10 protein-coding genes are annotated in these 12,990 nt (G+C 64.4%); 6 read left to right on the top strand and 4 right to left on the bottom strand.

Annotated features, from left to right (window positions below):
* Positions 1-228: 228 nt before the first annotated feature.
* Positions 229-1,407, top strand: coding sequence for a GGDEF domain-containing protein (locus N4264_RS18670; RefSeq protein ID WP_261693743.1), 1,179 nt, complete (start codon positions 229-231; stop codon positions 1,405-1,407).
* Between the two features lie 10 nt (positions 1,408-1,417).
* Here N4264_RS18670 and N4264_RS18665 read toward each other — a convergent pair whose 3' ends face one another.
* The 3 genes from N4264_RS18665 to N4264_RS18655 all read right to left on the bottom strand — a co-directional run bounded on the left by N4264_RS18665 (position 1,418) and on the right by N4264_RS18655 (position 6,705).
* Entirely contained in the window at positions 1,418-2,251 is an 834-nt protein-coding gene (locus N4264_RS18665; RefSeq protein WP_261693742.1) for a PhzF family protein, read from the bottom strand.
* Between the two features lie 219 nt (positions 2,252-2,470).
* Positions 2,471-4,513, bottom strand: a complete 2,043-nt coding sequence (locus N4264_RS18660) for a M12 family metallo-peptidase (protein WP_261693741.1) — start codon at positions 4,511-4,513, stop codon at positions 2,471-2,473.
* Positions 4,514-4,800: 287 nt separating this feature from the next.
* Positions 4,801-6,705 carry a zinc-dependent metalloprotease family protein gene (locus N4264_RS18655; protein ID WP_261693740.1) on the bottom strand — a complete coding sequence of 635 codons (1,905 nt, stop codon included), beginning with the start codon at positions 6,703-6,705 and terminating at the stop codon, positions 4,801-4,803.
* Positions 6,706-6,777: 72 nt separating this feature from the next.
* On the opposite strand from N4264_RS18655, the gene N4264_RS18650 reads away from it, so the two are divergent.
* The 5 genes from N4264_RS18650 to N4264_RS18630 all read left to right on the top strand — a co-directional run bounded on the left by N4264_RS18650 (position 6,778) and on the right by N4264_RS18630 (position 12,605).
* A complete protein-coding gene (locus N4264_RS18650) occupies positions 6,778-7,437 on the top strand; it encodes an ECF-type sigma factor (RefSeq protein WP_261693739.1) in 660 nt (219 codons plus the stop codon).
* Positions 7,438-7,553: 116 nt separating this feature from the next.
* The gene (locus N4264_RS18645) at positions 7,554-9,869 is read left to right on the top strand and encodes a serine/threonine-protein kinase (RefSeq protein ID WP_261693738.1); all 2,316 of its coding nucleotides are present in this window, start codon (positions 7,554-7,556) and stop codon (positions 9,867-9,869) included.
* Positions 9,870-9,981: 112 nt separating this feature from the next.
* A complete protein-coding gene (locus N4264_RS18640) occupies positions 9,982-10,686 on the top strand; it encodes a UPF0149 family protein (protein ID WP_261693737.1) in 705 nt (234 codons plus the stop codon).
* Between the two features lie 13 nt (positions 10,687-10,699).
* A complete protein-coding gene (locus tag N4264_RS18635; RefSeq protein WP_261693736.1) occupies positions 10,700-11,938 on the top strand; it encodes a multidrug effflux MFS transporter in 1,239 nt (412 codons plus the stop codon).
* Between the two features lie 4 nt (positions 11,939-11,942).
* Entirely contained in the window at positions 11,943-12,605 is a 663-nt protein-coding gene (locus tag N4264_RS18630) for a hypothetical protein (RefSeq protein WP_261693735.1), read from the top strand.
* 68 nt (positions 12,606-12,673) lie between these two features.
* Here N4264_RS18630 and N4264_RS18625 read toward each other — a convergent pair whose 3' ends face one another.
* On the bottom strand, positions 12,674-12,913 hold the full coding sequence (locus tag N4264_RS18625) for a hypothetical protein (protein ID WP_261693734.1): 240 nt from the start codon (positions 12,911-12,913) through the stop codon (positions 12,674-12,676).
* Positions 12,914-12,990 lie beyond the last annotated feature (77 nt).

Here is a 12,990-nt window from a genome sequence, read left to right as displayed (position 1 = left end):
CGTGAATTCTTGCGTCGGCGTTACCCGAGGGTGTGCAGGATCAGTGAAAGGCGCCGGGCAAGCTTTTATCCTGGGCCGGCGGGGGAAACCGCGCGTAATGCGCCGGTCCGGCCCGCGAGAGACCCGCCGGAAGTCGACGGATTGCCCCATGCCGTGGACACGCCATCGCCGTAGTCGTGCCGTTTCGCTGCCGCCCGGGTGGGTGGTGGCCTTGCCCCGGCGATACCTGTGGATCCGCTGACTGCCTTTGCCATTGCCGCCCTGATGATGCTGCTTAACGGCGGCGTCCTGGGCATCCTGCACCGGGATCTGCCGGAGGCCCTGAGGCCCAGTGCGGTCAGCTGGCGCATCGGCACGCTGTTGCAGGCAGGCGGGTGCGTCCTGCTGACGGTCCAGCGCCAGCTGCCGCCGGCGTTTCTGCTGCCGGTGGCCAACTTCTTCCTGATCCTGGGCATCACCTGCTATTGGCGTGCCTTGCGCCAATTCTATGGACTGCCCGACAAGCCTTTGATTTACCTGCCCCTGGTCGTTGCCGTGCCAGGCATGTGGTGGTTCGTGGCGGTGACGCCGAGCCTGTCCGCGCGACTATGGATCGCCGCCATCGTGTGGGCGGTCATCATGTTCAATTGCAGCCAGGTGCTGCGGATCTCCCCGCGCATTGATCGGGCGGTCAGCCGCCGGGTGCTGATCGCCATTTTCACGGTCGTGGCGGCGTTCATGGTACTGCGCGCGGTGCTGTTCATGCTGTCGCCCAGCCCGGGTAGTTCCATCATCGACCACACCTGGCTGAACATGATCACGCCGATGGTGGCGTCGATCTTGCCGGTGACCGGCACCACCGCGTACCTGTTGCTGTGTTCCGAGCGAATCCGGCGCCAGTGGGAGCACGCGGCGACCACGGACTATCTCACCGGCCTGGTGAATCGCCGGATCATCGCGACGACCGGCAGCCAGCGCGTATCGCAGGCACGCGAGCACGGGAAGGTCTTCGGCGTCGCCCTCGTTGACATCGACTATTTCAAGACGATCAATGATCGCTATGGGCATGACATCGGCGACCTGGCGCTCAAGCATGTCGCCGCGCGCATCGAGCGTAGCTGCAAGGCGGAAGACCTGGCTGGCCGCCAGGGCGGTGAGGAATTCGTGGTGCTGCTCACGCGCGACGACATCACCCAGGTGCTGGCATTCGGCGAGAAGGTGCGGCAGTCGGTGCGTTCGGCGCCCTTCCCGGCCAATGGCACTGATCTGACGATCTGTGTGTCCATCGGCATAGCCACGCTGACGCCCGCCGACAAGCAGTTCGATGATCTCCTGCGCCGCGCTGACCAGGCGCTCTACAGTGCCAAGGCGCTCGGGCGTGATCGCGTCATGGCGGAATTTGGCCATGACGTGGCCAAATCCGCCTGACGGTCATGATTTACGACGCCATGATGCGTGCCGTGCCGGAGACGCGGATGGAACTGCCGCGTTCGGGCGGAATTTCGGCGCGAAGGCGGGAACGCATGCCCATGTCCTCGCCCTGCACGATGTCGATGGCACCGCCGTGCGGCCAGCTGATGTCGCGCAGGTACCCCGCCAGGGCCGCGGTTGCGGCACCGGTGGCCGGGTCCTCGTAGACCCCGCCGGAAGCGAACGGATTGCGCGTGTGGAAGCGCTGCGGTGTTTCCGCATAGGCCAGCGTGATGGTGACCAGACCGAGCGAGTTCATGAAATCGCGCCCGCGGGCCAGGTCGTACTGCATATGGCGTAGCGCTTCGCGGGTGCGCAGGGTGAGTACCAGGTGATTGGCGCCGGCATGGGCTATGGCCGGCGGAATGCGCGGGTCGAGGTCTTCGCGGTTGTAGCCGAACAGTGACAAGGCCTCGCGGACAGTGCCTTCATCGGCGGGGCGGCTGTGTGTCGGCGGCGACTGCAGTGCAGCGGCGACAGTGGCGCCCTGGCGCTGGCCTTCGACCGTAATGCGGGCCGCGTTGAGGGTCAGCGGGAACACCCCGTCGCCCTGTTGCAACGCCAGTGCGGCACCCAGTGCGATGGTGGCGTGGCCGCAGAAGGGCACTTCCGACTCGGGTGAGAAATAGCGCACGCGCCAGCCGTCCGCGTCGGGCGCCGCGAAGGCGGTTTCCGAGAATCCGACTTCGGCTGCCTTGGCCTGCATGATGGCGGCGTCCGGCAGGTGGGGACCGATCACGACGCCGGCGGGATTGCCGCCCGTGTCGCCGTCGGAGAAAGCCGCAATACGAAGTACGTCCACGATCGCCTTCCTTGTTGTTGAGTTGCAACGGCACGCCGGGCATCCGGCGCGGACAGCCGATATGGCGCCACGGAAACCGAACCCAAGCGCCGTCCGTCGACACCGGACGGTCTGTCCCGGCGGATCGTCGCGCACAAAAAAAGGGCCAGGTTTCCCTGGCCCTCGTGGTTCACGTGTGAGCGTCCGCTTCCCTGCGGACGCCAGCCCCGAACAGGTCGATCAATTCGGCTTGGTGATGCACAGGCTATAGCCGCCCGCGCCGCTGTAGGAGTAATGGCGCCAGCGATAGGTTCCCGCCGTGCCGCTGTAGCTGACATCTTCCGCCGTGGTCGGGCCGGTGCCGCCGCTGGTGTTCACCTTGGCCCAGGACGTGCCGTTCTGCTTCTGCAGTTCCATGTCGAAGTCAGCGCCGGCGGAGGGCCCGGCCGCCACGCCGCGGTGCGTGCCGCTGGTGGAGCTGGTGTAGGAACCCGACGACAGTGGCAGGTAGTTCTGGTTGTTGGTGCCGGTGAGGTAGCCCAGCTCCAGCGTGCCGGAGCAGCCGCCCGCGAAGCTCGCGGCCGTCACGACGTTGCTCAATGCCGAATAGGCATCGACCATCACATACCAGGTGCCCGCGGCCGGGTTGTTGATGCGGCAGACTTCCGTCGAGTTCGGGCCAGTGCCTTTGCAGACATTGTCCGTCGTGGTCGGGTTGGAGCCCTGCTTGACGTAGATGTCTGCATCGCCCGTGCCGCCCCAGGTGCGGAATGCGATCGCCTGCGTGCCGGCCGGGACGTCAATCTTGAAGTACTTCTTGGTGCCCTGGCCGATCGAGAAGGTATTGGGGTTGTGGTTGGTCAGCGCCGTGGCGCCCGTGTCGGTGCCGCAGGTCGACGACAGGCACGAGCCGTTGTTGATGGCGCTGGAGATGCGCGCTGCCGGCTGCGGGCCGAAGCCCTTGTTGAAGTTCATGCCGACATTGGCCAGATGGCAGTAGCTCATGATCGTGCCGCCATCGGACGGGTTGCCCGGCATCGCGCAGTTGCCCTCGACAAAGCCGGAGCAGCTGTCGATCGCCGTGCTGTTGCCGTTCCACACGCAGGCATGCGTGTGCCGCGAGCCGAGCAGGTGACCGGCTTCATGGGTCACGACGTTGACTGTCCACGAGTAGGTCGGCACGTTGCTGTACGAGCTGTTGATGCCGCTGACCGCCATGCTGTAGTTGCGGTTGGAATTGCACACGCCGGTGAAGCCGGCAGCCACGCCACCGCCGATACCGCGGAAGGTGACGAGCTGGGCGATGGTGCCGGTGAACGAGCCGGCGCGGCTGTTCTGGAACGACGAAAGCGTCGCCGTGGAGTTGCTGCCGCTGTACGGATCTGGCGTATCCCACACGAAGATGCGTTCGAGCTTCATGCTGATGCCATCGTTCGCATACAACGTGTTGGAATTGTTGAACACGCCGGTCAGGTAGCTCGTCACCGCAGCGACCGAGCCCTTGTTCTGGAACACGTCGTACTCGGCTTCCAGCCACTGCGTGGCGCACTTGGTGGCCAGCGTGTTGTCGGTGCCCGGCGTCTTGCCGAAGTCCGCGAAGGACTCCGTGGTCTGGTCCTCGAACTGGCTGCCCTTCACCTTGTCCATGCCGCACTGGGGCGCGTTCTTGAAGTCCTTCAGGTTGCGCTCGGCATACACGATGTGGCGGTTGGTGCTGTTCTTGCCTTCCAGGCGGCCCACGACGTAATTGCCGTCACCACTGGCGGAGAAGGTGCCGGTCACTTCGTTGTCGAAGATGCTGATCGCGGCGACCGAGGTGGGATCGCCCTTGATGATGCCGCGGTAGTGCATGCCGCGCGGCACGTCGACGAACTTGCCGCTGCTGGTTTCCACCTGGAAATTCGGCGCAAAAATATCATTTGCGATCAGTTCCAGTTCGACCATGCCGCGCTCGTGCGTCGGCAGGCGCAGCGTCAGGGTGCGCGGGCTGCCGCGCTTGAGGGCGGCAACGGCGTTGAGGTCGAGATCGACGATCGCGCCACTGAAGACGCCTTCGGCGGCGGAGCGGTCCGCCGTGACCGGCGCCTGCTTGCCGAACAGCGACACCGATTCATACGCGCGGCTCTTGTCGCGCATGGCATCGACTTCCGCCGCGACACGGCTTTTGGTTGCAACGTCGACGACGCCTCCGGCGGAAGCCGGTGTGCTCAGGGCCAGAAAAATGGCGACAGCCAGACCCGCACCGACGCTTTTCAGCGCGGCGTTATGGTGATTGGATTTCATGTTCCCTCCGATGTTTCTTGTGTGTGCTAGCGAGCTACGTCCCTTAGGAGCGCCGGCGCCCCCGACGTCGGCACGCCGTTGATCCCGCAACGGCGTCTGGAGCGTGAATGCGTTTTTCAGAAACCTAGATTGCAAAAATCAGACGGCTGAAAAAGTTATTCGACGCACATAATGCGCACGAAAATCGAATACGTGATTTGAAGGCTGGTTCTGGACTGCGGTTCAGTGCGAACTGCGACCGGATTGATTGCGCCATCCCTTCACGGGGGATGGCGCAATCAAAGGGCTTACTGCACCTGCAAGCTATCGACTGCGACCTGCTGAGAGACGGCGCTGGTGCCGTCGCTGAATTGGACGTCCAGACGCTTGGCGGAGGTGGCGACATCAAAATCGCCACCACGCGCAAAACTCAGGATTTCACCCGTGTCCGCATCACGCACCATGGCCATGGGATGGTTGGCCGCGTTCCAGCGCAGGCGTACGCCTTCGCCGGCCTTGCGCGTGATCGTCGGGGCCGTGCCACGGCTGAACGTGCTGGCGGTGGCCGTACGCGAGTAATCGGTCGCCAGCTCGCTGCCCTTGCGATCGCTGATGCGGATCTGGGCGATCTTGCCGCTGCGTCCGCCAGCCACGCTGCTGCGCGGTACCAGGAGGGAGAACAGCTCCACGTTGCCTTCGGAACCTTCGTTCGCATTGAAGCCGATAGAGCGGATCGTCTTGCCCTTCATGTCGGAAAGAACGACGCGGTAGGAGCCGGACGCGTTGTCGGTATCCGGCACGCCCTGGACTTCGAAGGCGGGCTCAAGAATCATCTGGCCGTTTTCGACGCGCCCCCACACCAGCAGGCAGTCTTCGACCTTGCCCGGACGCTGCGTCGGCTTCTGCGGCGCGGCGCCGCCGGGTTTCTCGGCAAATGCGGCGACGGTCGTCGGCGCTTCGCTGACGACGGTCACCGATTCGCCGCCGGTCAGCACCGCTTCGGTTTTGGCACCCGCCGCGCGCGGCCAGTCGTTGGCGTCACGCCAGCTGAGGGCGCGCTTGTACTGGTAATCGCTGATCCAGTCATAGCCGCAATAGCCCATGAGGTCGGTCCAGTAATTGCCCGTGGCATCGACGCTCTGCGGCAGATAGATCTTGCCGGTGTACAGGTCGTAGCCCGGCCAGCCGATGCGGCCGCCCGAATACGGAAAGTTCTGGTCAGCACCAGCCGCACCTCCGCAGGGGGCGTGATAGAGCCCCAGGTTGTGGCCAATCTCGTGGGCGAACGTGCCGCTGCGCCAATTGACATTATTATCGTTTTGCAACCACGAGGTGGACGTGGACTGTATGCCCAGCGCTGCCCAGCCGCCGATATTGGCCATGCCGGTGCCGCCGCTGGCGTAGTCCGGATTGATCACGCCGTAGTAGTGCCACTTGTCGTTGTTCTCGGCGCGGGCCAGCGCGCCCATTTCGCTGAGAATGGCGCCCCAGCCGTTGTAGTTCGCGGCGGGGTAGTTGTATGTCGTGTACGGGGCATGCGCATTGTAGTAAAGCTGATCTTTGACCGGCAGCACGCGGCGCAACCACGTAAAAAAGGTGTCAACGGTCGAGGCGTCGACTGACATGCCCGTGCGTCCGGTGGCGTTGACGCGCACCGGTACGAAATTGGCCTTGAAGTCCGGCACGTTCCAGACATTTTCGGCCACGAGCCGCGAGGTGATGACGTTGTTGTTAGCGTCGCGTGAATTGCGCGGCCAGATATCGTCGGCGTAGGTGGACTGGGTATAAACCGTTGCGGGATCGACTTCCGCCCAGATGCGAACGGTCTTCTTGATATCGGCCGCCGACAGTTTTACCTGGTAGTTGTTGACGTAGTCGTTTTCCGTGGCGGTCGACTTCGGCGCCGTCAGAACGCCGCGCATATTGGCGTTGGGTTTGATCGTGAGGGTCTTGCCCAGGTAGATCTGGCCGCTGGCATTGGCGTAATAGAGCTTGACGACTACGTCAGGGCGCGCGGTATTGGCCTGATCAGCCAGGACGAACACGCGCAGCAATCCCTGGCGATCGGCAACCAGCTGTACCGAACGGTCATAACGCTGGGTGGCCTGTGTGATGTAAACATTATCGACATACAGGTTCAGTGCGGCGGCCTGTTGCGTCGCTGTCAGGCCCGCAGCGGCAACTGCGACGTACATCATGGAACGAAAAAACATTTGCTCCCTCCCCGGAGTTTTCTAGGTTTTGCGCTGACCAACGGGCCCGTCGATGGTGCAGTGCAACGTGACGTGCGTCGCAAAAAATCAACAGTTATCGCGGCACTTGGATTAACAACACGAGACAGTGCCGGTTTCCGCCATGCGCTAGACTCGACATCGACCAAGGGGCGGGCGATGAGCGAAATCACGGTTCTGCTGGAGCGGGCGCGTTCGGGTGATGACGGCGCATGGGATGAAGTCGTCGGTTTGTTGTACGCCGACTTGAAGCGGCTTGCGCGGGGCGCGATGACAGCAGCGGGGCCGAACACACTCAGTCCAACCGGGCTGGTGCATGAGTGCTACGAGCGTCTCGCACGCGCCGGCGCCGGCGGCGTAACCAACCGTTCACATTTTTTTGCACTGGCAGCGCAGGCAATGCGCCAGCTTTTGATCAATCATGCGCGCGACCGGGTCGCCGCAAAGCGCGGCGGCGGCGCGCAGCACACGACACTCGGGCATGTCGATCTTGCGGCGGACCGCGAAGCGGAAGACTTGCTGGCCATTGATGACGCCTTGCGCGAGCTGGCTCAATCGGATGAACGATTGGTGCGCATCGTGGAGTGTCGCGTCTTTGCGGGTCTCAACGACGCGGAAACGGCGGAAGCATTGAATTTGTCGCTACGCACGGCGCAGCGGCTCTGGCAGAGCGCGCGCGATCGCCTGAAGATCGTGCTCGGCGAGCCGGAATAGGGAAGTACCGGGGGAGTCATGCGGCACTGGGCGAATGCGAACCACGACGAGCGCCTCGGGCGCCGGTGCCAGGTGTCCTTCCTTCTGCGGGTCGTGGGCATCGGCGGGGGGCGGCGATGAGCGGCCGCATGCGCCTGCTCGAACCCGGAAGCCTGTTCGGCGGACCGTTGTTCCGCACCCTTCTGCGGGATCGCCTTTCCATCACCGAGTTGCAACCGGGCACGCTGGTCGGCGTCTTCCGTATTGATCGTGAAATCGCTCGCGGCGGGATGGGCATCGTCTATAGCGCGGAGCGTGCCGACGGCGAATACGAACAGACGGTGGCCCTCAAATGGCTGCCGGATCCTGCCCCGAACAGTACGGGCGCCGAGCTCTTCCGGCACGAGCGGCAGATCCTGGCCAATCTGAAGCATCCGCACATCGCCCGCCTCGTGGATGGCGGTCGTGCGGCCAGTGGCCACCTGTGGTTCGCGATGGAGTATGTCGACGGCCTGCCGGTCGACCAGCACGTGGCCAGCCGCAAGCTGGGTGTACGGGCGCGCGTCGCGCTGCTGGTGGCCGTGCTCGACGCGGTGAAGTTCGCGCATGGGCGCCTGCTCATTCACCGGGATCTCAAGCCCAGCAATGTGCTGATCGACAACGACGGAGATCCCAAGCTGCTGGATTTCGGGATCGCGGCCCTGTTGGACGATCCGGAGATGCCCAAGGCCTACTCGCCGGGCTTCGCCAGTCCCGAGCAGCTGGCCGGCGGGGAAGTGGGCGTATCGTCGGACATCTGGCAGCTGGGGCGGTTGTGCGAAATCGTCCTGTGCGCAGGGGATCCGCCGCGGGATCCCGGTAGTCTGCCGTCTGACCTGAAAGCCGTCATCGACAAGGCCTGTGCCGACGATCCGCGCGATCGCTACACGACGGTCGCCGGGATGCAGGTGGATCTGGAACGTTTTCTCGCCTATCGGCCGGTGACCGCGCGCCATGGCGGGGTGCCGCACCGCCTGCACCTGATGGTCCGCAGAAATCCGTTTGCGTTTGCGGCGAGCGCGATGGTCGTGGTCGCCTTTGTTGCGGTGGTCGCGGCCTTTGCCTTCAAGCTTGCCGGGCAGCGCGACGCGGCGGAGCGGGCGCGCGAGGTAACCGAGACGGTCAATCGTTTTATCAGCCGCGACTTGTTGAGCGCGGCCGATCCGTGGTCGGGCGGCAACGATTCGGTGCTGGTTTCCACCGTCGTCGAAGGCGCGGTGGAGAAGGTTGAGCGACGTTTCGCCAATCACCCCGAAGTCGCCGGCGCGCTGGATCTGGAGCTGGGGCGCATCCTCAACAATCTCGGTCGCTTTGATCTGGCGGCAGCAACTCTTGAACGCGCGCTGCCGCGATTGTCCCGCACGCGCGGACCGCGCCACGCCACGACACTCGAAGCGCGTTTCCTGCGCGCCGACGTCGCCCAGAACGCGGGTGACATCAACCTGGCGGAGTTGCTGTTCTCGCGGCTGCGCGCCGATGCAGTGCCGCTGGGTGACCGTGGCCTGATCGAGCGCATCGATGCACGCCTGGCCTGGAGCCTCCTGCAGCGCGGGAATTTCCGCGGCTGCCGCGATGCCTACAGCGCGCTGCGCGACAGTGGTGGCGGACAGGACGAGGAGATTGAATCGGAGATCCTCTCTGGCCTGGGCTTGTGTGAGGCGCGGCTGGGGCTCAACGACGAGTCGCTGGTCCACGCCGAGCAGGCGCTTGCGCTGCGCTACCGGCGCCTGGGCAAGGACCACCCGTTGTCGCTGGAATCGGAATTGCTGCTGGCCAACGTTCAGCTGGGCATGGGGCGCTTCGACGATGCTGCGGCGACCGGGATGGAAACGTATCGCAAGTCACGCCAGCGCAACGGCGAACGCCATCCGACCACGCTGACCATCGCGCATGACCTGGGCATCTCGCTGGTCTGCGCCGGCAAGCCCGAGGACGGCGCGGAATGGTTGCGACGTGCGCTGGAGGGGCGCATCAGCGTGTACGGCGTGAAACACCTGTGGGTCGCCAACACGCAGGCGTTGCTGGCGATGGCGCTGGGGCAGACGGGCGTGGAGGGCGAGGCCGAGCGGCTGCTGGCCGATGCGGAGACGACGGTGCAGCATGACCCCGTCGGCGATGCGTTCGTGCATGTGTCGGTTCTGCGCAGCCGCGGCGACTTGCGTCTTCGGCAAGGCCGTTACGAAGAGGCCGAGCGCGATTTCCGCAAGTCGCTGGCTATCTCCAACGAAATCTACGACACGCGCAACCCCAAGCTCGCGCAGATCCGCATCAGCCTCGGGCTGAGCCTGATTCATGGCCCGGGCCGCGACGAGGGGTTCGGATTGCTGCGGGGTGCGATCGAGGAAGTGCGGCGCACGCCAACCTGCCGGTCTGAACAGGTCCAGCAGGCAGAGGCCGCGCTGGCCAGGCTGTAGGTCGCCCCGCGACGCCAGATCCGACCATGGTCGCGGGCGCCACGCGAAGGATTCGGGCATCATGTGCTTCTGTCCCGCGACGCCCCGTCGCAGGCGCACTCAGGAAGAGTCCATGAATCAGCCCACCAGCCTGATGTCCCCGCTCACCGACGATGAAGTCGAACAACTGATGCGGTTCCTGGACGAGCGCGCTGTTGTCCGTGACGGAATGAGCCTGGAAATGCTGGATGGCTTCGCCACCGCGCTTATTTCCGGCCCGGAGGCGATCCTGCCTTCGGAATGGTTGCCACACGTCTGGAGCGAACTGCCGGACGAGGCAGCGAGCCTCTTTGCCGATGAAGGCGAGGCAAACAACATCATCGGCCTGGTCATCCGGCACTACAACGCCATTGCCGGCGTGCTCGCCCAGGGCGGAGCCGAATTTTCCCCCTGGATCACCGAATTCGAGCTCGATGACGATGTGGTGTCCTACGGGCAGGACTGGGCGCTGGGCTACCTGCGTGGCGTCGGCCTGCGCCAGGATCTGTGGCTGCCGCTGCTGGACGATCCGGAATGGCAGGACGACTGGCGCGCCGTCGAGGTGCTGGCCTGCGGGCCGGACGACGAATCCACCGGCAGCGAGGTGGAAACGCAGGAACAGCGCGACGAATTGATCGACCAGATGGCTAATTTCGCGCTGGATGCCCACGATTTCTGGCTGGAGGCCCGCCTGACGCCCAAGACGCAGCGGCGCGCCGAACCCAAGCAGGGCCGCAACGACCTGTGTCGTTGTGGAAGTGGAAAGAAGTACAAGAATTGCTGCGGTGCCGCCGGCTGATCCAGGAAGCGATGTGAACAGGACGATCCGGCGCGGACTGACGCCACTGCTTGCCGGGCTGGCAATGTTCGGCCCGTTCTCGATCGATACGATGTTCCCGGCCTTTCCGGCCATCCGCGCCCAGTTCCAGGTGGATGAATTCGCCGTCCAGCAGACCTTGTCGGTCTACCTGATGGCCTATGCCCTGGTGTCGCTGTTCCACGGGCCGCTGTCGGACGCGCGCGGTCGTCGGCCCGTCATCCTCTGGGGTGTTGCGATCTTCATGCTGGCCTCTATCGGTTGCGCCATGGCATGGTCGCTGCCGAGCCTGCTGTTCTTCCGCGCCATCCAGGGCGTTTCCGCCGGATCCGGCCTGATCGTCGGACGGGCGATCATCCGCGACCTGTACGAAGGGCCGTCGGCGCAGCGCCTGATGTCGAACATCTCGATGATGTTCACCATCGCGCCGGCGGTGGCGCCCATCATTGGTGGCTGGCTGCTGGGATTGGGGCAATGGCGCCTGATCTTCTATTTCCTGGCTGCCTGGGCCGCGGTGTTGCTGGTGGCCTCGATGCTGTTGCTGCCGGAGACGCATCCGCGCGAGAAGCGCCTGGAGCTGTCGTTGGGCTCGCTCTATGCCGGCTACAGTGGCATGGCCCGCGACGCGCATTTCTGGCCGTTGGTGATTGCCAGTACGGGGAATTTCAGCGCGCTGTTCGTGTACATCGCCTCGGCGCCGCGTTTCATCCTGGACCTGCTCCAGCTGGGGCCGCAGGAATTTGCCTGGTTGTTCGTGCCGGCCGTGAGTGGCATGTTCGTCGGCGCGCTCGCGTCCAGTCGCATGGCCGGACGCCTGTCAGCGGCGCATACCGTGGGGATGGGCTACGCCATCATGCTGGCCGCATCGGCCGCCAACCTCGTCACCTGCCTGTTGCTGCCGAAACCGGCCGTGCCCTGGACGGTATTGCCCATCGCCGTGCATGCGATCGGGATTTCGATGACGTTTCCGACGATCACGCTGCTGCTCCTCGACCGGTTTCCGCAGCACCGGGGCGGGGCGTCGTCCATGCAGTCTTTTGTGAGCCTGGTATTCAACGCGGTGCTGGCGGGCGTGATCGTGATCCATTTCTCGCACAGCGCGCTGTACCTCGCGGTGGCCGCAGCCACCTTGACGGTGACGGGTTTTGCCGGGTGGCGGATTTACCGCGCCCTGGCCAAGCGCGAACTGGCGCAGGCGCGTGCCGCGGATGTCGGCGTTCCGCGGCCGATGTAACGCCATGACCCGGAAACGTGTCGACACCTTGCTTCGGTACGCTTCTGGCCCATCAAGCCACCGAGCCGCTGATCTGACCGCGTTCTACCGGCTCGGCCAGAAACAGGTCAGGCAAGTGGAAGACCTGCTGCGGATCAGGAATGGCTTTGCGGCGTTTGGCGGCGCGCTGCTATGGCTTCCCGGCGAAGCTGATGCGGGCGGATTGGACGCGGTGTCCTGGAATCGTGCCGATGGCTGGATCGCCGACTACGGCGAACTCGCGCGCGACCTGTTCTTTTTTGCACAGGACCTGTTCGGAAACCAGTTCGCGTGCGACGGGGAAGGATTCTGGACGTTCGATGCCGACACGGGCGAACGCGAAAAGATTGCCGATGCTCTGGATGAAATGATCGGCGTACTGCTGGGTGACTACGACTACTACACCGGCGCCAGTCTTCTGCAGGAGTGGATCGCCGACAAGGGACCGTTGCCCGTCGATTGCCGCCTGTTCCCGAAGATCCCGTTCGTTCTGGGCGGAGACTATGAAACGGCCAACCTCTGGGTGGCGGACCCACGCAAGGTCATGGGCTACCGGGGCTGGATCGCCTCGCAGATCAAGGATCTTCCCGACGGCACGTATGTGCATTTCGACCTGACCGAGGTGGCCGTTCGGCCGCGTCCTTCCTGAGCGGGCGGGATAACGCACGGCGCCGCGCGGGAGCGATCGCTCCCGGCATCGGAATCGCGTGAAGGCATTCAGGCGGTGGGGCTGTTGCCGCCCAGCAGCTGCTTGAGCACGCCCAGGACTTCTTCCTTGCTGCCCATGACGGTGGTGAGGTTTTCGCGGGGGATGTCGGTGCCGATATGGACGGCGTAGCCCTGTCCCATATCGTTGCCGTCCTCGTCGATGCGCGGGAAGGTCTCAACCTTGCCGATGTACATGATCTTGTGCGCGTCGATGAAGCGGCCGTCGGGAAGTTTGATCCAGCGTTGCATGTCAGAGTCCTTTGGCTGCGTGGCTTTCGGGCGAGTCCGCCGGCCGGGGCCGGCGGACGAGGGCATGCACACCCTAC

The sequence above is a fragment of the Tahibacter amnicola genome (assembly GCF_025398735.1).
Lineage (GTDB): Bacteria > Pseudomonadota > Gammaproteobacteria > Xanthomonadales > Rhodanobacteraceae > Tahibacter > Tahibacter amnicola.
Note: the sequence above shows the minus strand (reverse complement) of the source record. Positions and strands in the feature narration are given on the sequence as shown.